The 22,846-nt window shown below is 67.9% G+C and carries 15 protein-coding genes; 11 read left to right on the top strand and 4 right to left on the bottom strand.

Features of this window, described 5'->3' with window-relative positions:
• The first annotated feature begins 13 nt into the window (after positions 1–13).
• The 4 genes from ACZ5ZX_RS12750 to ACZ5ZX_RS12735 are packed head-to-tail and all read left to right on the top strand — an operon-like array spanning position 14 to position 4,051.
• On the top strand, positions 14–997 hold the full coding sequence (locus tag ACZ5ZX_RS12750; RefSeq protein ID WP_465502143.1) for a 2-dehydro-3-deoxygalactonokinase: 984 nt from the start codon (positions 14–16) through the stop codon (positions 995–997).
• Positions 994–1,590 (top strand): 2-dehydro-3-deoxy-6-phosphogalactonate aldolase, encoded by a 597-nt coding sequence (locus ACZ5ZX_RS12745; protein WP_465502142.1) that lies wholly within the window; start codon positions 994–996, stop codon positions 1,588–1,590. The genes ACZ5ZX_RS12750 and ACZ5ZX_RS12745 overlap by 4 nt, the downstream gene beginning before the upstream one ends.
• Positions 1,591–1,598: 8 nt before the next feature.
• A complete protein-coding gene (gene dgoD, locus ACZ5ZX_RS12740) occupies positions 1,599–2,747 on the top strand; it encodes a galactonate dehydratase (protein WP_465502141.1) in 1,149 nt (382 codons plus the stop codon).
• 5 nt (positions 2,748–2,752) lie between these two features.
• Entirely contained in the window at positions 2,753–4,051 is a 1,299-nt protein-coding gene (locus ACZ5ZX_RS12735) for an MFS transporter (RefSeq protein WP_465502140.1), read from the top strand.
• Between the two features lie 3 nt (positions 4,052–4,054).
• Here the strand turns inward: ACZ5ZX_RS12735 and ACZ5ZX_RS12730 are convergent, their stop codons facing one another.
• Both ACZ5ZX_RS12730 and ACZ5ZX_RS12725 read right to left on the bottom strand, forming a co-directional pair.
• Entirely contained in the window at positions 4,055–5,113 is a 1,059-nt protein-coding gene (locus ACZ5ZX_RS12730) for a fatty acid desaturase family protein (RefSeq protein WP_465502139.1), read from the bottom strand.
• A 143-nt stretch (positions 5,114–5,256) separates the two neighbouring features.
• Positions 5,257–6,198, bottom strand: coding sequence for a glycoside hydrolase family 43 protein (locus tag ACZ5ZX_RS12725; protein ID WP_465502138.1), 942 nt, complete (start codon positions 6,196–6,198; stop codon positions 5,257–5,259).
• A gap of 196 nt (positions 6,199–6,394) precedes the next feature.
• Between ACZ5ZX_RS12725 and ACZ5ZX_RS12720 the strand changes: the two genes are divergently transcribed.
• Positions 6,395–6,787, top strand: coding sequence for a hypothetical protein (locus ACZ5ZX_RS12720; protein WP_465502137.1), 393 nt, complete (start codon positions 6,395–6,397; stop codon positions 6,785–6,787).
• Between the two features lie 100 nt (positions 6,788–6,887).
• On the opposite strand, the gene ACZ5ZX_RS12715 is transcribed toward ACZ5ZX_RS12720, so the two are convergent.
• Positions 6,888–7,751: an alpha/beta fold hydrolase gene (locus tag ACZ5ZX_RS12715; protein ID WP_465502136.1), complete on the bottom strand. Its 864-nt coding sequence runs from the start codon at positions 7,749–7,751 to the stop codon at positions 6,888–6,890.
• Positions 7,752–7,887: 136 nt separating this feature from the next.
• Between ACZ5ZX_RS12715 and ACZ5ZX_RS12710 the strand changes: the two genes are divergently transcribed.
• Together ACZ5ZX_RS12710 and ACZ5ZX_RS12705 are read left to right on the top strand one after the other, a co-directional pair.
• The gene (locus ACZ5ZX_RS12710; protein ID WP_465502135.1) at positions 7,888–8,805 is read left to right on the top strand and encodes an AurF N-oxygenase family protein; all 918 of its coding nucleotides are present in this window, start codon (positions 7,888–7,890) and stop codon (positions 8,803–8,805) included.
• Position 8,806: 1 nt separating this feature from the next.
• Positions 8,807–10,312 (top strand): FAD-dependent oxidoreductase, encoded by a 1,506-nt coding sequence (locus ACZ5ZX_RS12705; RefSeq protein WP_465502134.1) that lies wholly within the window; start codon positions 8,807–8,809, stop codon positions 10,310–10,312.
• Between the two features lie 42 nt (positions 10,313–10,354).
• Here ACZ5ZX_RS12705 and ACZ5ZX_RS12700 read toward each other — a convergent pair whose 3' ends face one another.
• Positions 10,355–11,338, bottom strand: coding sequence for an Lrp/AsnC family transcriptional regulator (locus ACZ5ZX_RS12700; protein ID WP_465502133.1), 984 nt, complete (start codon positions 11,336–11,338; stop codon positions 10,355–10,357).
• 160 nt (positions 11,339–11,498) lie between these two features.
• Here ACZ5ZX_RS12700 and ACZ5ZX_RS12695 point away from each other — a divergent pair, with 160 nt between their 5' ends.
• The 4 genes from ACZ5ZX_RS12695 (at position 11,499) to ACZ5ZX_RS12680 (ending at position 22,804) form a co-directional block, all read left to right on the top strand.
• Positions 11,499–13,007 (top strand): AbgT family transporter, encoded by a 1,509-nt coding sequence (locus tag ACZ5ZX_RS12695; protein WP_465502177.1) that lies wholly within the window; start codon positions 11,499–11,501, stop codon positions 13,005–13,007.
• A gap of 50 nt (positions 13,008–13,057) precedes the next feature.
• Positions 13,058–14,152: a M20 family metallopeptidase gene (locus ACZ5ZX_RS12690; protein WP_465502176.1), complete on the top strand. Its 1,095-nt coding sequence runs from the start codon at positions 13,058–13,060 to the stop codon at positions 14,150–14,152.
• Positions 14,153–14,798: 646 nt separating this feature from the next.
• Positions 14,799–22,256, top strand: a complete 7,458-nt coding sequence (locus tag ACZ5ZX_RS12685) for a SpvB/TcaC N-terminal domain-containing protein (protein ID WP_465502132.1) — start codon at positions 14,799–14,801, stop codon at positions 22,254–22,256.
• A complete protein-coding gene (locus tag ACZ5ZX_RS12680) occupies positions 22,256–22,804 on the top strand; it encodes a hypothetical protein (RefSeq protein ID WP_465502131.1) in 549 nt (182 codons plus the stop codon). The genes ACZ5ZX_RS12685 and ACZ5ZX_RS12680 overlap by 1 nt, the downstream gene beginning before the upstream one ends.
• Positions 22,805–22,846 lie beyond the last annotated feature (42 nt).

Raw genomic sequence — 22,846 nt, 5'->3', positions numbered from 1 at the left:
ACAGTGTCGTCCCATGACGGAGATGGAGCCCGGTCTGGTCGCCCTCGACTGGGGAACCACCGGCCAGCGGGCCTGGCTTCTCGACGCCGACGGGGAGGTCCTGGACGCCCGCCGGTCGGCGCGCGGGCTGATCGTCACGACGGCGGACGTCGAGCTCGACGATCCATATGCCAGGGCGGCCGCCTACGAAGCGGCGTTCCGGGACATCTGCGGCGACTGGCTCGGCGCGTTCCCCGGGGTGCCGGTCATCGCCTGCGGAATGGTGGGCAGCGCGCAGGGCTGGGCCGATACCGGATATCGCACCGTGCCCACCGTTCCAGACTTCACCGAGCTCGTGCCGGTCGCTCATCGCGACGGAGTGGTCCATCTCGTCCCCGGCCTGCGGATCGCTTCGGGCGATACGCCGGGTGACGTGATCCGCGGGGAGGAGACCCAGCTCGTCGGGGTGCTGGACCTGCTCGGCGAAATCGGCGGGCCGGTCACCGTGGTGCTGCCGGGGACCCACAGCAAATGGGTCCGCGTCGACGGCGGCACCGTGACGGGGTTCGCCACCGCGATGACGGGGGAGCTCTACGGCCTGCTGACCGCGCACGGCATTCTCGCCCGCACGGCAGGCGAACCCGTTCGCGACGACGCGGCGTTCGCCCGTGGGCTCGCCGCAGGTCGGCGGTCACGAGGTCTCGCCACGGAGGCGTTCGGCGCCCGCCCCCTCGTCCTCGACGGCGTCCTGGAGCCCTCCTCGGTGGCCGACTACCTCTCCGGTGTGCTCATCGCCGACGAGGTCTCCCATCTGCTCCCGGATTCGCACGCGCAGCTGGTGTTGTGCGGGGCGGCCGAGCTGTGCCGCCGCTACGCGCTCGCGCTCGCCGACAGGAGCGTGGACGTCACGGTGCTGACCGAGGAGTGCACCGCCCGAGGGCTGTGGCGGATCGCTTCGGCCGCCGGGCTGGTGTCCAGTAAGGACGAAGACCGTCTCGAAAGGACAGTGAAACCGTGACCGGCTTGATCGCGATCCTGCGCGGTGTCACCCCGGGCGAAGTCGTCGGCATCGGCCGGGCGATCGCCGACGCGGGGTTCCCCGCCATCGAGGTGCCGTTGAACTCACCCGAGCCGTTCGCGAGCGTGCGGCTGCTCGCCGACGCGCTCGGCGACCGGTGCTCGATCGGTGCGGGCACCGTGCTCTCCACGGACGACGTCGTCCGCGCACGGGACGCCGGTGCTCGGCTGATCGTCGCCCCGAACTGCGATCCGGTGGTGATCGCCGCCGCCGTCGACGCCGGTCTGACGCCGTACCCGGGCGTGGCGACGCCGACCGAGGCCTTCGCGGCGATCGCCGCGGGAGCGCGGAATCTGAAGCTCTTCCCCTCCGACGCGGTCGGCATCGGGGGGATGAAGGCCTGGCGCGCGGTACTGCCGCCCGACGTCGGCCTCCTGCCGGTCGGCGGGATCGACGAGACCAACCTGGCGGCCTGGTCCGCCGCCGGGGCGGCCGGGGCCGGACTGGGCACCTGCCTCTACCGGCCGGGGGACACCGCCGGGGAAGTCGGTGTCCGTGCGGCCGCACTCTCCCGGATTTGGCATCAGGAGTAGGGAAAATCATGAAGATCACGTCAATGACGACATTTCAGGTACCGCCTCGCTGGTCGTTCCTGAAGATCGAAACCGACGAAGGCGTCACCGGCTGGGGAGAACCGGTCCTGGAGGGCCGCGCCGCCTCGGTGGCCGCCACGGTGGCCGAGCTTTCCGACTACCTCATCGGCCGGGATCCCACCCAGATCGAGGATCTGTGGACGGTGCTCTACCGCGGCGGGTTCTACCGGGGTGGCGGCATCCACATGAGCGCACTGGCGGGTATCGACCAGGCGCTGTGGGACATCAAGGGCAAGGCGCTCGGCGTGCCCGTGCACGAACTGCTCGGCGGCATGGTCCGCGACCGGATCAAGGTCTACTCGTGGATCGGCGGCGACCGTCCCGCGGAGACGGCCCGCGCCGCGCGCGAGGTGGTGGACAGGGGTTTCACCGCGGTCAAGATGAACGGCACCGAGGAACTGTCCTATCTGGACACCTGGGACAAGGTGGACCGGTGTGTGGCCAATGTGGACGCCGTACGCCAGGCCGTCGGGCCTGACGTCGGGATCGGGGTCGACTTCCACGGTCGCGTGCACAAGCCGATGGCCAAGGTCCTGCTGCGCGAACTGGAGCCGTACCGCTTGATGTTCGTCGAGGAGCCCGTACTGTCCGAGCACGTCGACGGCTTCGCCGACGTCCTGCGCTCATCGCCGATCCCGATCGCGCTCGGCGAGCGGCTGTACTCACGGTGGGATTTCAAAGCCGTGCTCGCGTCCGGCGCGGTGGACATCATCCAGCCCGACCCGTCGCACTGCGGCGGGATCACCGAGGCACGCAAGATCGCGCATATGGCCGAGGCCTACGACGTCGGGCTTGCCCTGCACTGCCCGCTCGGGCCGATCGCGCTGGCGGCCTGCCTGCAGATCGACGCGGGATGCCACAACGCGACGATCCAGGAACAGAGCCTCGGTATCCACTACAACACAAGCAACGATCTGCTCGACTACCTGGCGGATCCGGCGGTGTTCACCTACGACGACGGCCAGGTCGCCATCCCCCGTGGGCCGGGGCTCGGCATCGAGATCAACGAGGAGTACGTCGCCGAACGGGCCGCCGAGGGGCATCGCTGGCGAAACCCGGTGTGGCGGCACGCCGACGGCTCGTTCGCGGAATGGTGAGCGCCATGACCCGGACCTCGCCCGCCAGTGCCGCTCTCGCCACTCGTCCGTCCCGGTTCCGGGTGCTGGTGGCGGTGATGCTGTTCGTCACCGTGGTGATCAACTACCTCGATCGATCGAATCTGTCGATCGCGATGCCCGCGATCGCCGGTGAACTCGAGCTGACCAAGGCCGAGCAGGGGCTGCTCCTGTCGGCCTTCGGCTGGACCTATGCCGCGCTGCAACTGCCCGGCGGCTGGCTGGTCGACCGGATGCCGCCGCGGCTGCTGTACCCGGTCTGCCTCGTCCTGTGGTCGCTCGCGACGTTCTTCATGGGGATCATCGGCGGTTTCGTGGCGCTGATCGTGCTGCGGCTCATGGTGGGCGCCTTCGAAGCACCCGCCTATCCCATCAACAGCAAGATCGCGACCGTCTGGTTCCCGGAACGCGAGCGGGCCACCGCGATCGGCTTCTACACCTCGGGCCAGTTCATCGGTCTCGCCCTGCTCACCCCGGCGCTGTCGTGGCTGCAGACGATGTTGTCGTGGCACTGGGTGTTCGTCGCGACCGGGCTGGTCGGGATCCTGTGGGCGGTGCTCTGGTACGCCGGGTACCGGGAGCCGCGGGATTCGCGGGCCAACGACGCCGAGGTCGAGCTGATCCGGTCCGGCGGCGGACTGGTGGACCTGCCCCGTGAGCGGACGCGGATCACGAAGTCGGATCTCGCGACCGTGCTGAGCCGACGCAAGCTGTGGGGCATCTATTTCGGCCAGTTCTGCCTGACTTCGACGCTCTGGTTCTTCCTCACCTGGTTCCCGACCTATCTCGTGGAGTACCGGGAGATGGACTACATCAAGTCGGGCTTCCTGGCGTCCCTGCCGTTCATCGCCGCGCTGGCCGGGGTGCTGACTTCCGGTGTCCTGTCGGACTTCCTGGTGCGGCGCGGCGCTTCGCTCGGTGCGGCGCGCAAGGGCCCGATCATCGCCGGACTGCTGCTGAGCACGGTGATGGTGACCGCGAGCTTCACCGATTCGACCGCGATGGTCATCGTGATCCTGTCGGTGGCGTTCTTCGGGAACGGACTCGCCTCGATCACCTGGTCGCTGGTGTCGGCGCTGGCCCCGCGGCGGCTGCTCGGGCTCACCGGCGGGATGTTCAACTTCATCGGGAACCTGTCGTCGATCGCGACGCCGATCGTGATCGGGCTGATCGTCACCGACGACAGTTTCGCGCCCGGTTTCGCCTACATGACCGTGATCACGATCGCCGGGATCCTGTCCTACGTCTTCCTGGTCGGAAAGGTGGAGCGCGTCGCCGAACGATGACCCTCATGTTCCCGGGAGAGCGAGCCGGAAGATCTTCCGGACGACCGAACCGAGCTGTCGCGAAAGGGAACCGGTGTGGTAGGGCAGGCCGTGCTTCTCGCAGATTTCCCGCACCTCGGCGGCGATCTGCGGGTAGCGGCGGGAGGGGATGTCCGGGAACAGGTGATGTTCGATCTGGTGGCTGAGATTCCCGGTCAGCAAATGGAACAACGGACTTCCGGAGATGTTCGCGGAACCGAGCATCTGGCGCAGATACCACTGCCCGCGGCTCTCGTTCTCGCTCTCCTCCTCGGTGAAGACCTCGGCGCCGTCGGGGAAATGCCCGCAGAAGATGATCGCGAACGCCCAGAGATTCCGGGTCAGGTTGGCGGCGGCGTTCGCGGTCAGGGTGAGCGGCGCCAAGGGGCCGGTGAGCAACGGGAAGACCAGGTAGTCCTTTCCCGTCTGCCTGGCGAGTTTGCGGAGCATCGGACCGAGCAGCGGCCGGATGTCCGACCAGCTCCGGCGTCCTTGCACGATCCTGTCCGCCTCGAGGTCGTGCAGCATGATGCCGTACTCGAAGAACAGCGCCTGCGCGGCCGCGTAGAGGGGATTGCCGAGGTAGTACGGATGCCATTTCTGGTCCGCGGTGATCCGCAGGATGCCGTAGCCGACGTCGCGGTCCTTGTCGAGGATGTTGGTGTAGGTGTGGTGCATGAAGTTGTGCGAGCGGCGCCACTGCTCGCTCGGGCAGACCATGTCCCATTCGAAGGTCCGCGAATTGAGGGTGGGATCCTTCATCCAGTCGTACTGGCCGTGCAGGACGTTGTGGCCGATCTCCATGTTGTCGAGGATCTTCGACAGCGCCAGCGCGCCGACGCCGGCGAACCAGGCCGGCGGGAACCAGCCGGCGAACAGCAGCGTCCGCCCTGACAACTCGCAGAGCCGTTGTACCGCGACGACGGTACGGATGTAGTCGGCGTCGGCCGCGCCGAGGTCGTCGACGACGCGACGGCGAAGCGTGTCCAGATCCTCGCCGATCTCGTCGATCCGGGTGGCGTCGAGTTCTTTGGTGGTGGTCATCGATCGATCTCCTGTGGCCCGGCCGGATTCACCTTCGCTGATTCGGCCGCGGTCCAGGGCACGCCTCCTCAGCGTAGGGCGGGCCGGCCGGTGCGGTGTTCGGCCACGCGGGTGGTTCGTGGTCCACCGGAGGGACGCGCCACTCAGCCGAGCTGGGGAAGATCGTTAGGAAACGCGATGGGCAGCTGGAACAGTCCACGCGCCGTGCGACCACCGCCGAGCCAGCCGTGGAAGTAGATATGGCCGTCGACGACGTCCGCCCCACCAGGTGCGTCGACCTTGCCGCCGAGCAGATCGGTGGACAGGAACTGTGCGTCGGCTTTCACGAACGGTCCGTTCAACGCGGGCGCCGAGGCGTATCCGGTGTGGTAGCCGGAGCTCTGGAAGGTGTCGGCCGAGTAGAACAGCAAGTACCGGCTCGCGGTCTTCACCACCGACGGTGCCTCGACGACCGCCTTTTCGGAACTGAGATCCGCCCGGAGGAGTTCGGTACGCGGGCCGGTGGGGGTCCGTCCGTCGGCGAGCAGCTTCTGCGACCAGATCGCCGCCGGCGGGCCGACCGCCGCGCCGTCGCTTTTGTAGAGCAGGTACCGCGAACCGTCGGAGTCCACGAAGGTCTGTGGGTCGATGTCACCGCCGTCGCCGGGTACGCAGATCAGCGGGCTTTCCCCGGCGGGCGTGTACGGCCCTTCGGCTTTCGCCGCCGTCGCGACGCCGATGCACATTTCCCCTCCAGGAGCCACCGCGGCCGAGAAGTAGAGCAGGAACGTGCCGTCGGAAAGCCGGGTGGCGTCGGGAGCCCAGAACCCGCCGTCCGGTTTGGCCCACTTCGGAACCGCGGCCAGCGCGTCACCGGCCACCCGCCAAGGACCTTCCGGCCCGGGAGCGCTCGCGTACGGCACTTTCACCGCGCCGGTGCTCGTGGAGAAGGCGAAGTAGCCGGAGTCGGTCTTGACGATGTCGGGGTCGGGGAAGTCCTGTCCGAGGAGCAGCCGGGGATTGCCGATGGCGGAGGCCGGGGGAGCGGTCGCCAGGGTCACGGCGATGACCACGGCGAGCGCCGACAGGCGGTACTTGATCTTCATGCCCGATTTTCTCGACACGATGACGGGGTCGGCAGCCTCACCGGGGCGCTGTCACCGGGAAGCATGCACTTGGTCGTTCACCCGGTCCCGTCGGATTCATCCGCGCGCCAACGGGTAGGCGGCGCACGACCGAACGATAAGCATGTGCGTATCATAAGCGAGGAGCAGTCATCTGGGGCTGAGGCGAGGAGCGAGCATGATCAAGAGCAAGTGGATCACCGGTCAGGGCGCGGATCATTCCGGAGACGTGCTGGTCAGCGTCACCGCGTTGACGCTCGACGGCTTTTGGAGCACGCCAGGCGCCTACCGGGCCGGCTACCTGCTCAGCCGCGAGTGGCCCCGGCTGTCCGGGGCGATCGGCCAGTGGCTGTGGGCCGAACCGCTGCGACGGCGACTGGGATCGGTCTCGGTATGGCGCGATCGCGATGGCCTGCGCGGCTTCGTCGGGCTGCCCGCCCATGTGGCGATCATGCGGAAGTACCGCGACCTCGGCACCACCCGCGCCACCACCTGGAGTACCGCCGACGCCGATCCGGGGGTCATCTGGCGAAGGGCGGAGCGGTGGTTGCGGGATGCTCCTGGAACTTGAGCGCGAGTTTGTTGCTCAGGGTGAGGCGAGGTGTCGTGTCCGGGCGCGGCGTACCGGTGACCGAACCCTCTTTGCCACCCATGCCCCCCTCTGGCGTGGGTCACTCGGGCTGAAGGTGCTTGCGGCCGGCTGTGCGGTCGATGAGGTGGGCCAGTGTCGCGGCCGCCTCTTCGGGCACCCAGTGGCTGACATCGGTCAGGATTTCCAGCCGGTAACTGGCGTCGACATACTGGCCGGCGAGTTCGGCGCCGCGACGAGACAGGGCTGTGTCGCCGTCGCTCCACACGTGCGTGGTCGGCACGGAGACCCGGGTGGGCAGAGACGTCGGGCGTTGCAGGAACATCGCGCGATACCAGTTCAGGCCGCCGGTCAACGCGCCACCGACGAGGATCTCCTGGTGGACCCGATCGATCTGAGCCGCTGTCATCCCGGTTTTCGCGAGCGTGCGATCCAGAACGCCGGGCTGGAGCCGGATGGCGAGTTCGGGCAGCCAGGGGATCTGGAAGAAGAACATGTAGTAGGACCGGATGAGCTGGTCACTGGTCAGCATCGCGCGCAGGAACGCCGCGGAGTGGGGGACCGACACGGTGGTCAGCGACCTCACCAGGTCCGGCCGCCGGGCCGCGGTCGCCCAGGCGACGTTGGCGCCCCAGTCATGTCCGACCAGATGGACCGGTCCGGCGCCGATGGCGTGGATCAGTGCGACGGTGTCGGCCACGAGGCGGCTCGACCGATAGGCGAAGCGCCCGCGTGGCCGCGCGCGGGGTGAGTAGCCGCGCTGGTCGGGCGCGATCGTGCGGTATCCCCGTTCGTTGAGCAGCGCGGCGGTCTCGGCCCAGGACGCGCTGGTCTGCGGGAAGCCATGCAGCAGCACTACGACGGCGCCGTCGAGCGGGCCGGTGTCGCGCACGTCGAAGACGAGCCCGTCGTGATCGAACGAGGCGATGCGGCGCGGCGTGGTCATGAGCGGTCTCCTGGGTGGCCGTGGAGTCGGCCCGTCGCCCCACTCGCGACGGGACCATTTAGGTGTTACCTTGGGTAACAGTGAACCACGGTAACGTCTAAATCTACACCCCGCCGACGTAGTCAGGGAGGTCCGTATGACCAGCACCGATGTGCCGCGCACCGCGGGAACGGCCGGTACCGGCCGCCACGAGACCGCGCAGCGGCTTCTCGATTCCTCCGCGATGCTGTCCTATGACCCGGCCACCGAAGTGGACTGGGAGACGCCGTTGGACAAGAGCTTCCACGGCGCCAGCCCGGAGTGGAGCACCCTCTACGGGACGAGTTACTGGGCCGAGATGACGCCGGAGCAGCAGAAGGAGCTCACGCGCCAGGAGGCCGCCTCGGTCGCGAGCACCGGCATCTGGTTCGAGATGATCCTGCAGCAGATGGTGCTGCGTGATTTCTACGCCAAGGATCCGACCGATCCGGCGTTCCAATGGGCACTGACCGAGATCGCGGACGAATGCCGTCATTCGATCATGTTCGCTCGCGGCGCGGAGAAGCTCGGCGCGCCCCCGTATCGCCCCCGCAGGCTCGCCGTCGAACTCGGCCGTGTGTTCAAGGCGACGGCCACCGGCGAGGCGGCGTACGCGGCGATCCTCGTCGCCGAGGAAGTCCTCGACGTCATGCAGCGCGACTGGATGCGTGACGAGCGGGTGGTCCCGTTCGTGCGGACCATCAACAACATCCACGTCGTCGAAGAGTCCCGGCACATGAAGTTCGCCCGCGAGGAGACCCGTCAACAGCTGGAGGGCGCGGGCTTCCTGCGCCGCCGGATCAACGCGCTGGTCATCGCGATCGCGTCGTACTTCATCGTCAGCAGCATGGTCAACCGCGACGTCTACAAGAACGCGGGACTCGACACCCGGCGCGCGCTGCGCGAGGCGAAGGCCAACGAGCACCACAAGGCGATGATGCGGTCGAGCTGTGCCGGGCTGATGGAGTTCCTCGGCTCGTGCGGTCTGCTCACCAAGCCGGCGCTGGTTTTCTACAAGCGGGCGAACCTGATCTGACATGGCCTTCGCGATCACTCAGACCTGCTGCAACGACGCCACCTGCGTGTCGGTCTGCCCGGTCAACTGCATCCACCCCACACCGGACGAGCCCGATTTCGGCACCACGGAGATGCTCTACGTCGATCCGGCCTCGTGCATCGACTGCGGGGCGTGCGCGGACGCCTGTCCGGTGGACGCGATCTTCCCGGTCGACCTGCTGACCGGGCCGCTGCGGGTCTACGAGGGGCTCAACGCGCAGTACTACTCCGACCGCGAGGTCGTGGCGTCGGCCGACCCGGCGCCCAACTTCCACCGTTGGAGCCCTCCGACGTTCGACCGCGCGATTCCGAGCGACTTCGCGCCGCCGGACATCGCCGTCGTCGGCACCGGTCCGGCCGGGATGTACGCCGTCGAAGATCTGCTCCTGCACACGAACGCGCGGGTCACCCTGATCGACCGCTTGCCGGTCGCGGGCGGGCTCGTCCGCTTCGGTGTCGCCCCGGATCACCCTGCCACGAAACGGATCGGCGAGGCCTTCTCGCGCTTCCACGAGCACCCGCGACTGCGGATGCGCCTGGGCACCGAGGTCGGACGAGACGTCACCGTCGACGAACTCGCCGAGCGCCACGACGCGGTGATCTACGCCGTCGGCGCCTCCTCCGCACGCGGCCTCGGCCTGGACGGCGAGGACCTGCCGGGAAGTATCCCCGCGACCACCGTCGTCGGCTGGTACAACGGCCATCCGGACGTGCCCGCGAACGCGGTGGAGCTGTCCGCGGATCGAGTCGTGCTGGTCGGCACTGGCAACGTCGCTCTGGACGTGGCCCGGATCCTCACCGCCGACCCCGACGGTCTGGCCGACACCACGATCGCCGCGCACGCGCTGGAACGGTTGCGTACGAGCAAGGTCCGTGAGGTCGTCCTGCTCGCCCGGCGCGGGCCGGAGGACGCCGCCTACACCTCGCCGGAGCTGCTCGCGCTGGCACAACGCGCCGGCGTGCCACTCGTCGTCGACGACGCGGACCCCCGCACCACGGCCGCGATCGAGGCGGGCACCGGAAAAGCGAAGCTGCTGCGCGGTCTCGGCCGCGAGACCGTCGACTGGACCGCGCCGCCGGTCGCGGACGCACGCCGGATCGTCCTGCGCTTCCACTCCGCTCCGACCGAGATCGTCGGTGACACACAGGTGCGCGGCCTCCGTGTCACCGGTCCGGACGGGCCGGTCGAGATCGCGGCCGGGCAGGTCGTGCGCGCGGTCGGGTACCGCGGAACGCCGGTGCCGGGTCTGCCGTTCGACGAAGCGCTCGGGACGATTCCGAACACCGCGGGCCGCGTCGACGGACACAGCGGTGCCTACGTGGTCGGCTGGATCAAACGCGGTCCCTCCGGCGGGATCGGCGCGAACCGCACCTGTGCGGGGGAAACCGTCGCGACCCTGTTGGAGGACATCACCTCCGGCCGGCTCCCGGTACGGGCACGACGGTCGCGGGTCGCCGCGCTGGCCGCTCGTTTCCGTGGTCGTTGACCCTGGACCGGCGTTTCCGGCGCCCGTACTCAGCTCGCGGACTCAGGTACCGTCCGGGGCGAACCTGCCGTCCTCGCGGTACAGCCAGTACCGGCGCAGCATGCGCAGCACCACGGAGACCTGCAGTGCGGTGATCCCGGGCAGGGGAGCGAGGTCGCGGGTGAGGAAGTCCGCCATCTCGTCCTCGTTCCGGAACACGCCTTGGTGGATGACCGAAGCGGTGCCGGCGACGATCGACACGTACCGCGCTGACGGATGCCGCGCGAGCTCCTCGGCCACGGCCTGAATGGCGCCCGGGGTGATGGTCAGCGCGATGACCGCTTCCAGTTCGTAGCCGAGCTGTGCGGGTTCGACCTCCACCCGCGGCCGGACGATGCCGCGCCGCAGCGTCGACTGGATCAGCCGGTAGGCGGTGGACTGGCTGAGATCGAGGACGCGGGCCGCTTCCGCGGCGGTCATCCGGCCGTTCGCGGCCAGCAGCCCGATGAGCCGCCGCTCGTCCGCGCCCACGTCGCCGGCGTCGAAGCCGTCCGGCGTCACCTGTTCTCGGGACAGGATTTCCTGCTGGTCTGCGCTCAGCCGGTGCAAACGCCAGGAGTCGGCTCTGGTCAGGGCCCGCAGCACCAGTTCCGAATGAGTACCCGCCACGCCGGCCACACCGGGGATGCGGTCGGCGAGCAGTTCGCGCGCCTGTGCGCGGTCTGGAACGTGCACGGCCAGATAGACGTCCGACCGGCCGGCCGTCTCGGCCGCGAGCTGGACCTCGGGGAAGCGCGCGAGTGCCTTCGCCGCCGAACCGGACGCGCCCGGTTCGGTCGTGACCCAAACGTGCCGCGGGTTCCCGCGCGCCCTCGCCGTCCAGTCGACCTGGCCGATCACCCGGAGAATTCGCTGTTCTTCGAGGCGGGTCAGCCGTCGCCCCACCGTGCTGGCGGAGACGCCGAGCGCTTCGGCGAGCACGGCGACCGAAGCTCGTGGCGCGATCTGGAGTGCCGCGATCAGGTCGAGTTCCGGCTCGGTCAGCATGAGTTGACTGTATCAGTCATTTTTCCTCTTGCTGTGACTGATCTGTGCAGATCCGGAATCAGGCTTGCACTATTCGTTCGCTTGAGTTTGTAATGGGCCTCCGATCGGGAAAGGAGCCGCGCCGGTGAGTTCCAGTCAGGCAAGAACCACCTCACGTCCGATGAACCTCCTGCTGCGCGCGCTCGACGGTGTCGAGCGGCTCGGCAACAAGTTGCCGCATCCGTTCTGGCTCTTCGTCATCTTGAGCGGAGTGTTGGCGCTGGCCAGCTGGGGGCTCAACGCGGCAGGGGTGTCCGCGCAGAACCCGGCGACGGGCAAGGCTGTCGAGGCGAAGAACCTGTTGTCCGCCGAAGGTGTGCGGATGATGGTGACCGACGCGGTCAAGAGTTACACGTCGTTCCCGCCGCTGGGCACGATCCTGGTGGTGATGCTCGGCGTAGCGGTGGCCGAGCGGTCCGGTCTGCTCGCGGCCGTGCTCCGGTCCGGCGTTTCGAAGGTTTCCCCGCGGTGGGTGACCTTCGCGCTGGCGTTCACCGGAATGGTGTCCCACGTCGCGTCCGACGCCGCGTATGTGGTGTTGATTCCGCTGGGGGCCTTGGCTTTCCGCGCGGTGGGCCGGAGCCCGATCCTGGGCATCGTCGTCGCGTTCGTTTCCATCTCCGCCGGTTACGACGCGAGTCCGCTGATCACGCCGACCGACGCGATCCTCTCCGGGCTGACCACGGCGGCGGCGCAGACGATCGATCCGTCCTATTCGGTCACCCCGCTGGCCAACTACTTCTTCTCGCTCGCTTCCTCGCTCGTGCTGGCCGTGGTGATCACGCTCGTGACCGAGAAGGTTCTCGCGCGACGCGCGGAGGCGATGCCCGTCGACGACGACGCGGACGAGGACGATCTCGGCTCGCTTCAGCTCAGCCGTCAGGAGCGACGAGGCCTGCGCGCCGCGCTCATCGCCCTGGTCGTCTTCGTGGCCGCGCTGGTGCTGGCGGTGCTGCCCGCGTCCTCCCCGTTGCGGGGCAAGGGCGGAAGCATTGTCGAGTCACCGCTGCTGAGCTCCATCTCGATCTTCCTCGCGCTGGGCTTCCTGGCCGCGGGCTGGGCGTACGGCAAGGTCGCCGGCACGGTGACCAGCAGCCGCGACATCCCGGGGTTCATGGCGCACGGTTTCCGGGAGATGGCGCCGATCCTGGTGTTGTTCTTCGCCATTTCCCAGTTCCTCGCCTACTTCAAATGGACCGGCATCGGGGAGATCACCGCGATCAACGGTGCCGGTCTGCTCAAAACCGCCGGGGTGTCCGGGCCGGTGATCATGCTGGGCATCCTCGTCGTGGTGACGCTGGTGAATTTGATCGTCACCAGCGGTTCGGCCCAATGGGCGTTGATCGGCCCGGTGTTCGTGCCGATGCTGATGCTGCTGGACATCCCGCCGGAGACCACGCAGGCGCTGTATCGCATCGCGGACTCGTGCACGAACGCCATCACCCCGATGAGCCCGTACTTCGTGATGGCGCTCGGTTTCCTGCAGCGATACCGCCGGTCCGCCGGCATCGGCACGCTCTTCTCGATGACGGTCCCGCTTTCGTTCGCCCTGCTCGTGGTGTGGACGTTGCTGTTCTTCGTGTTCTGGGTGTTCGGTATCCCGCTCGGCCCCGGCGCCCCCGTTCGGTAGAAAGGATTCCCTTGTCACACTCGGATTGGTCCCGGAAGGCCTTGCCGTCCATGCTCGACGACCTGCGACGGATCGTCGAACTGGAGACGCACAGCTACGACAAGCCGATGCTGGACAAAGGCCTCGACACGCTCCGGACCTGGGTCTTCGAGCGCCTCGGCGCGCCCGGTACCGAGGCACGGCACGTCGACGCGGTGCGCGGTGACGTGCTCGAACTGGGCTATGCGGGGACGGCGCCGGGCACGGTGCTGCTGCTGAGCCACTACGACACGGTCTGGCCGACGGGCACGCTCTCCGGATGGCCGTACACCGCCGACGGCGACCGGATCACCGGGCCGGGCGCGTTCGACATGAAACTCGGCCTGGTGCAGTCGGTCTGGGCTCTGCGGGGCCTGCGCGAACTCGGGCTTCCGCATCCGTCGGTCAAGTTCCTCTTCAACGGCGACGAGGAGATCGGCAGCCCGCACTCCCGGCCGTACATCGAAGCCGCGAGTGACGGCGCGCTCGGCACCCTCGTCTTCGAGGCGTCGCTGGACGGGAAGCTGAAGACCGCGCGTAAAGGCGTCGGCCTGTTCGACGTGACCGCCACCGGTGTCGAGGCGCACGCGGGCCTGGACCCCTACGCGGGCGCGAGCGCGATCCATGGCCTCGCGGAGATCGTCGGGCGGCTCGCCGCGGCGGGCTCGCGCGAACACGGGACCACGGTCAACGTCGGGACGATCTCCGGTGGCACCGGCCGTAACGTCACCGCGGGTCAGGCGGTCTGCGGCGTCGACGTCCGCGTGGCCGAACCGTCCGAAATGGACCGGATCGACGCGGTGTTCGCCGGGCTCGAAACCGCCGATCCTCGCGTGTCCGTTTCGGTCACCGGAGAGTGGAACCGTCCGCCGATGACACAGAACGACCCATCACGGGCCCTGTTCGCGACGGCGCGGAAGGTGGCCGCCGAGGCGGGCTGGGAACTGGAGGAGACCGCCGTGGGCGGCGCGAGCGACGGCAACTTCGTTTCCGCACTGGGCCGCCCGGTGCTCGACGGGCTCGGCGCCGTCGGATGCGGCGCACACGCACGCGACGAGCATGTCCTCGTGTCGCACATCCCGGAACGGACAGCGCTGACGATCGGGCTGATCACGGCACTCGCCTGACGAGTGTGAAGGCCTCCTTCCCTACCTGCAGCGCGCGTCTGATCGATGTCTCTATCTGCGGATCCCCCGGGAGTAACGAACCCTTTCTCAGGTACCTGCTCGTGGCCTGCGGCCCTGGCTCGCGGCGAAGTACATGATGGCCCCCTTCCTTGCGCCTAGGTACAGGACGGGGTCCTTCATGTACTTGGGGAGCGTGTGAAGGCCGTCCGCAACGGGTGAGGCGAACTTTGAGGGACTCTGAGTCCCTCAAGAAGAGCCCGCATTTGTGTACCTACGCCTGACCTGGACGAGGGTGGTTCCGCGGGCATCGTCGCCCGGTCTCACCTCTTGATCACGACCGGCGTGGACCGGCGACCGAGCGGGGAAGATTCCGGACGCTCAACGGCCGGAATCTTCCCCACTCGGACCGCACCGGCAACCCGTCCAAGCTCCACGCCAGTGGGTAAGCAAATGCGAGCCCCTCAAGGAGTCCTTCTTCAAGCACGCGAGTGCGGTGTCACTGCTCGAAAGGGCAGTTGACGCCGTCTGGGCGGGCGAATGAAGGGCTGCCTGCTCGGCGTCGCGTTCGGTCGGAGACACCGCGGACCGTCGCGGCCATTCTTGCCACGGAGACTCCCGATCCAACACCGAGGGTGCCGTGTCTCCGATGGAGGTGGATGCGGCCGTGGCGCAGGAATCCCCGCAGACCCCGATGCCGGTCGCGCCCGCGACACCATCACCGGCGGAAAGCGGGACCGCGGCGACGGCGGTGCCCACGGCACCGTCGATCTCGGTGCCCAAGGGCGGCGGCGCGATCCGCGGTATCGGCGAGAAATTCAGCGCCAACCCGGCCACCGGCACCGGCTCGCTGACCGTCCCGTTGGAGCCGAGCCCCGGCCGGAACGGGTTCGGTCCGGCGCTCGAACTCAGCTACGACTCGGGTGCGGGTAACGGACCGTTCGGGCTCGGCTGGCGGCTCGGGCTCCCTTCGGTCACCCGGAAGACCGACAAGGGCCTGCCGACTTACCGTGAGGGGCCCGCAAAGGACTCCGAAGACACGTTCCTGTTGTCCGGCGCGGAAGATCTCGTACCAGAGCTGACCTCGAGCGGGGTGGCCGCGACCTACCACCGAGACGAGGGCGGCAGCGGCTACATCGTGCGGCGGTACCGTCCGCGGATCGAGGGTCTGTTCGCCCGCATCGAGTGGTGGACGGCGGTGGACACCGGCGAAACACACTGGCGTTCGATCAGCCGGGACGACGTCACCACCTTCTACGGCCGTACCGCCGAGAGCCGTGTCGCCGATCCGCGTGACCCGCGCCGGGTGTTCACCTGGCTGATCTGCGCTAGTCAGGACGCCTTCGGCAACGAAGTCCACTATGGATACAAGTCCGAGGACGCGGCCGGGATCGACGTCCGCGCGAGCCACGAACGCAACCGTGACTCCTCCGCCCGGACGGCCCAGCGGTACCTGAAGCGGATCAGGTACGGCAACCGGACGCCCGGCGATACTCAAGGCGGGGACTGGCACTTCGAGGTCGTGTTCGACTACGGCGAGCATGACGCCGATAGCCCGACACCCGTCGAGGACCGGCCGTGGTCGGTCCGGCTCGACCCGTTCTCCGGCTATCGCGCCGGGTTCGAGGTCCGCGACTACCGGCTTTGCCGACGGGTGCTGATGTTCCATCACTTCCCGGATGAGCCGGGTGTCGGGCGGGATTGCCTGGTCCGGGCGACCGAATTGCGGTACCGCGGCGACGTCGTCCGCGGCGAAGAGGTGCTGTCGGTCCTGGGTTCCGTGGTCCGGCACGGCTTCCGGCGCGTGGAAGGCGGGTACGTCAAACGGTCGCTGCCGCCGTTGGAGCTGGACTACAGCGAAGCGGTGATCGACACCCGCGTCCGCTCGCTGGACCGCGACACGCTCGCCAACCTGCCGGTCGGACTCGGTGAACCCGCGTACCGCTGGGTCGATCTCGACGGTGAAGGTCGTTCCGGAGTCCTCACCGAGCAGGCCGGTGTCTGGTTCTACAAGCCCAATCTCGGTGACGGCCGGTTCGGCCCGCTCCAGACGACGCGGCGGCCGACGCAGGCAGCGCTCAACGGCGGGCGCCAGCAGTTGCTCGACCTCGCCGGGGACGGCAGCCTCGACGTGGTCGAGTTCGGCGGGCGCATACCCGGGTTCACCGAACGCACCGACGACCACGGCTGGGGGCTGTTCCGGGCCTTCGCCGCGCGCCCCGAGCTCGACTGGAACGACGCCAACCTGCGGTTCGTCGATCTCAGCGGCGACGGGCACGCGGACGTGCTGATCACCGGCGAACAGACGTTCACCTGGTACCGCTCGCTCGGCGAGGACGGTTTCGATCTCGCCGGGCGGACGTTCTTTCCCGACGACGAGGAAGCCGGACCGCGACTGGTCTTCGCCGAGGAGACCCAGTCGATCCACCTCGCGGACATGTCGGGTGACGGACTGACCGACCTCGTCCGTGTCCGCAACGGCGAGATCTGTTACTGGCCCAACCTCGGCTACGGCCGGTTCGGCGCCAAGGTCGCGATGGACGACGCGCCCTGGCTTGACGACACGGCCCAGTTCGACCCGGCGCGGCTGCGGCTCGCCGACGTCGACGGCTCCGGCACGACCGACCTGATCTATCTACATCCACGTGGCACGCGGCTCTACCGGAACCAGTCGGGCAACAGCTGGAGCGCGCCGCGCGACCTCGGCGTCTCGTTCCCGCGGGTCGACAACGCGACGCAGGTCAGCGTCGTGGACCTGCTCGGTACCGGAACGGCGTGTCTCGTATGGTCGTCCCCGCTGCCAGGAGACGCCGGCCTGCCGCTGAAGTTCCTCGACCTCATGGGCGGCGTCAAACCGCACCTGCTGGTTTCCGCGCGCAACAACATGGGCGCGGAGACGCATGTCGCGTACGCGCCGTCGACGCGGTTCTCCGCGGCGGACCAGGCGGCCGGGCGGCCGTGGGTGACGCGGCTGCCGTTCCCGGTTCAGGTCGTCGAGCGCGTCGACACGGTGGACCTCGTCGGCCGCAACCGGTTCACCACCGTCTACGCCTACCACCACGGTCACTTCGACGGTGTGGAGCGGGAGTTCCGCGGGTTCGGCATGGTCGAGCAACGTGACACGGAGCAGCTCGCGGTGCTGGGGCACGGCGACCTGCTGCCCGACGCGGCGAACCTCGGCGCCGAGTCGCACGTTCCGCCGGTGCTGACCCGGACGTGGTTCCACACCGGGGCGTTCCTCGACGAACACCGCATCTCCCGGCAGTTCGCGCACGAATACTTCCCCGACGACCTCCCGCTGCCCGACTCGGTCATACCGGCAGGCCTCACCTCGGACGAGGCGCGCCAGGCCCACCGCGCGCTAAAGGGGATGCCGCTGCGTCAAGAGGTCTACGCCCTCGACGGCAGCGACGCGGAAGACAAGCCGTACCTGGTCACCGAGCACAACTACGCTGTCGTGCTGCTCCAGCACGCCTTGCAGCGGACGCCGGACAACGACGGTATGCGGCACGCGGTCTTCCTCGCCACGCCGAGGGAAACGCTGACCGCGCGCTATGAACGGCAGGCCGACCCGCGTGTCGGGCACGAACTGGTGCTCGACGTCGACGCCTTCGGCAACGTCCTGCGCTCCGCCGCCATCGCCTACGGCCGCCGCGAACCCGATGGGACGCTCGCCCCGGCAGAGCAGGACGAGCAGCGGCGGCTGCGGGTGGTCGTCACCGAGAACGAGTTCACCAGTGTGGTCGACGGTCCCGACGACCACCGCCTCCCGCTGCGCTGTGAGACCAGGGCCTTCGAGGTGCTCGGGGTCTCGCCCGCGAAAGCCTTGTTCTCTTTCGGCGAGCTGTGCGCCGGGCTGGACGAGATCCGCGTCGAACTGCCTTATGAGGATCAGGATCCCGAACCCGGTCCGGCCAGCAGGCGGTTGATCGAGCACGACCGCACGCTGTTCCGGCGCGACGATCTGACCGGCCCGCTCCCGTTGGGCGTGCTCGAGACCCTGGCGCTGCCCTTCGAGAGCTACCGACAGGCGTTCACCACCGGGCTCGTGACCCAGCTGTACGGGGACCGCGTCGACGCGAAGGTTCTGGTGGACGCCGGTTACGTGCTGATCGACGGCGGCTGGTGGATCCCGTCCGGCCGGGTCCACTACTCGCCGGACCCTGGTGACGGCCCGGTGGCGGAGCTGGAGTTCGCGCGACGGCATTTCTTCCTGCCGCACCGGTTCCGCGACCCCTTCGGCGGTGTCACGACGGTGGCTTACGACCGGTACGACCTGCTCGTCACGGGCAGCACGGACGCTGTCGGCAATGTGACGACCGTCGGAGAGCGGGACACGGACGGGCGGCTTCTCGACAACGGCAACGACTACCGAGTCCTCCAGCCACGGCTGGTCACCGACGCCAACCGGAACCGGGCCGAAGTCGCCCACGACGCGCACGGCCGGGTCGCCGGTACGGCGGTGATGGGCAAGCGGGAGGAACAGCTGGGGGACTCGCTCGACGGCTTCCGGGCGGATCTGGACCAGACCGAGATCGACCGGTACTTCGCCGATCCGCTCGATGATCCGGGCGCCCTCTTGGGCGGCGCGAGCACCCGCGTGATCTACGACGAGCTGGCGTTCTGGCGCACTCCCGAGCCCACTCCGTGTCCGACCGCCACTCTCGCGCGCGAGACACACCTCAGCGACCTGGAGTCCGGCGAGCGCACCCGCATCCGGCACCATCTGTCCTTTTCGGACGGTTTCGGCCGGGATATCCAGCAGAAGGCGCAGGCCGAACCCGGGCCGGATGGCGCGGCGCGCTGGGTCGGCAGCGGCTGGACGATCTTCAACAACAAGGGCAAGCCCGTCCGGACCTACGAACCGTTCTTCACCGCGACGCCACGGTTCGAGTTCGCGAAGATCGCCGGGGTCAGCTCGGTGCTGTTCTACGACCCGATGGATCGCGTCATCGTCACGTTGCAACCGGACTCGACATACCTCAAGACGCTTTTCGGGCCGTGGCACCAGGAAACCTGGGACGGCAACGACACCGTGCTCCAGCATCCCGGCGAGGACCAGGACACCGCTGGATACGTCCGAAGCTATCTGGCCGGCATCGGCGGCTGGACCACGTGGTATGCCCGCCGCGTCGACGGCGACCTCGGCCCGGCGGAACAGCACGCCGCCGAGCAGGCCGCGATCCACGCGTCGACTCCTGTCCGTGTCTCGTTCGACACCCTCGGGCGGACCTTCCTGTCCGTGGAGCACAACAAATTCCTCCGTGGCGGCTCGCCTGTCGAGGAGCTGTACGCGACCCGCACCCGGCTGGACATCGAGGGCAACGAACGCGAGGTCCGTGACGCGCTCGGCAGGGTCGTGATGCGGTACGGCCACGACATGCTCGGCAGCCGAGTGCTGCGGTCCGGAATGGACACCGGCGGCGGCCCGCTGTTGCTCGACGTGCTGGGCAAGCCCCGGTACAGCTGGAATTCCCGCGGTTTCCGCTTCCGTACCGAGTACGACCCGCTGCGGCGGCCCGTGCGGTCCTACCTGAGCGGACCCGGTCTCGCGGGTGAACTACTGCACCAGCGCACCGAATACGGCGAAGGACGACCGGACGCGGAGGCGAAGAACCTGCGGGGTCAGGTCGTCCGGCAGTTCGACGATGCCGGTGTCAGCACGCACGAGGCGTATGACTTCAAGGGCAACCTCGTCGACGTGGGGAGGCAACTGGCCGCTGGGTATCGTGAGCTGCCGGACTGGAACGGGCAGGTCCCGCTGGAGGACCAGGTCTACTCCGGGCACACGCGGTACGACGCGCTGAACCGCCCGACGAGCGTGACCACCCCCGACGGCAGTGTGGTCCGCCCGAGCTACAACGAGGCGTCGCTGCTCGAACGGCTCGACGCCGAGCTGCGGGACTCCGGCGAGGTCACGACCTTCGTGACGAACCTCGACTACAACGCCCGCGGACAGCGTCTCGCCGTCGAACTCGGGAACGGCGCGAAAACGAGGTACGAGTACGACCCGCTGACCTTCCGGATGACCCGGCTGCGGACGCGTCGAGGCGCGGAACGGTTGCAGGACCTGACCTACACCTTCGACCCTGTCGGCAATGTCACCGGTTTGCGGGACGACGCGCAGCAGACGGTGTTCTTCCGCAACCGGGTCGTCGATCCCAGCGCGTCCTACACCTACGACGCGGTGTATCACCTGATTTCGGCGACAGGCAGGGAACATCTCGGGCAGACCACGCCGGATTCCGCCGACGCACCCCGGGCCGGTCTGAGTCACCCTGGCGACGGCGCGGCGATGGCCCGCTATGTCCAGCGGTACGTGTACGACGCCGTCGGCAACATCCTGCGGATGGCGCATCGGGCAGGTGACGCGGGCTGGACGCGGGACTACACCTACGCGGAACCGAGCCTGCTGGAGCCCGGACGGGTCAGCAATCGGCTGAGCCACACGGCCTCCGAGACCGAAGTCACCACGCCGCAGGCGTTCGGCTACGACGAGCAGGGCAACATCACCGCGATGCCCGAGCTGCCGTCGATGCGCTGGGACCCGCAGGACCGGCTTCAGGCGACCTCCCGGCAGGCGCTCGGGAACGGGACGCCGGAGACGACTTACTACGTGTACGACGCGACCGGGCAGCGCGTCCGCAAGGTCACCGAGCTGGGCGGGGAGACGCCGAGGCGGAAGGCCGAACGGATCTATCTCGGCTCGTTCGAGGTCTACCGCGAGTACGGCGCGGACGGTCAGGTGAGCCTGGAGCGCGAAACCCTGCACATCCTCGACGACAAACAGCGCGTCGCGCTTGTCGAGACCCGGACGGTCGGCACCGACGAGGGCGCGGAAACCCTGCTCCGCTACCAGCTCGCCAATCACCTCGGCTCTGCTGTGCTGGAACTCGACGATGTCGGTCGCGTGATCTCGTACGAGGAGTACCACCCGTACGGAAGTACGGCGTACCAGGCGGTCCGGTCGGCCACCGAGGCGCCGAAGCGGTACCGGTACACGGGCAAGGAGCGGGACTCGGAGACCGGGCTGTACTACCACGGTGCCCGGTACTACATGCCTTGGCTCGGTCGTTGGACGGCAATCGATCCGGTTGGGCAGAAGAACCCATACCACTATGTTCTGGACAACCCCGTCGGCTTCTACGACCCCGACGGCAAGGAAGAAAGTTCCTGGAGCAACCGGCTTTGGGGAGCGGTAAGGGTCGTGGGTGGCGCTGCTCAGGCGGTCGTGGGTGTGGCGGTCTTCGTGCAGGTCGAAGTGCCAGTCGCAGCGCAAGTCGTGGGCGGAGTGGCGATCGTGCATGGCTATTCGGACATGGTCGCAGGCTTAAGTCAGATCGTCTCCGGTCGTCAGGAACGGAGTCCGATCGAGCAAGTGGTTTCCGCCGGTGCGCAAGAAGTCGGCGCATCCCGGGAGAACGCCGACCGGTTCGCCACCGGAGTGGACGTCGGACTCGGCTTCGTCACCCCGACCGGCCCTGTCACGGGGGGACCACGGGCGGCGGCGCAACTGGCGACGGCGGGGCCCCGGCTCGCCACGACGGCCACCGCCGTCAGCCGCACTAATGAAGTGGTCAACGGCGCCCGTCAGGTCTCCGTCGGCACTCATGTGATGATGGCGGCAAACAACGGTAACAAGAGCGAGCCGCCACCGGCGGGCGAGGCTCCCTCCACGTCCTCAGGTGGAACACCGACAGAAACTTCGCCCAAGCCCAGGACATTCCCCAACCAGCTTCCGAATCATCTGGGTGAAGAACTGGCCAGTGCGCGCCGGGTCGGTGTCGCTCCCGTCAAGGTGACTGACCCCAAGTTCACCCGTTACGCCAATGAAGGCAAGATCAAATGGGTCGTGACCGAGAATGGAGAATTGCTGGTCGTCCCCGCAGAATGGCGAGGGCAGGAGATCGCCCACAGCGTGGCCGCCGGAGGCAAGCCGGTAATAGCTGCTGGCGAAGCAGACGTCGCTGTTTCCGGCAGTCTCAGGCAAGGCGTGAAAATCACCCCACACAGCGGCCATTACATGTTCGGCAACTCGGCGGAGACGAACCAGAACGTTGTCGAGATCGGCCGCAAAGCTTTCGAGAAGTACGGGATCAAGTTCTGATGAGCAGTCAATACAACGCCGATCTTCTGAACCAGATCACCAGCTGGCCCGCAGAGCGGGTGGAGAGCTGGCTGGACACTGTACAAGCCGCCGCCCCAGTGCATGGCCAAGATTTCAATTGGGAAGTCCTGGCATTTACCGCAGCTCGCCGAGCCCTCGACGTTCCCGACGTGACTTGGGGCCGTATCGCACTGAAGCTCTACGAGTCGCTTGCCGCGGAACACCACGAGGGAGCGAAGGGCCGTTACACTGTGCGCGCCATGTCGCTCCGGTCAGGGCTGATCAAGTCGATCGGTCGAGGGGGTGCAGGCACCTTATTGGATCCCGAATTTATCGCGCGCTGGTGTTCCAATTTCTTGACGATTCCGCTTGATGAAGTACTCGGGTCGACAAGAGGTGGCTGGAATGAACTGCCATCAGAAAAACTGGAGGAACTGCGGGCCGCGAAAACCGCATTGGGGCTTCTCGCCAGAGTTTGGAACGACGAGCTGGCAACTCGGTACCCGCGTCTCGGCCCATGGCTTGAAAGCAGGGAACAATTGCCGTGACGTCGCACATAGAATTTTTCGAGCACTGGCCTGCAAAATCCT

Source organism: Amycolatopsis sp. NPDC033938, assembly GCF_055575975.1.
This window is presented reverse-complemented; position numbering and strand designations above follow the sequence as displayed.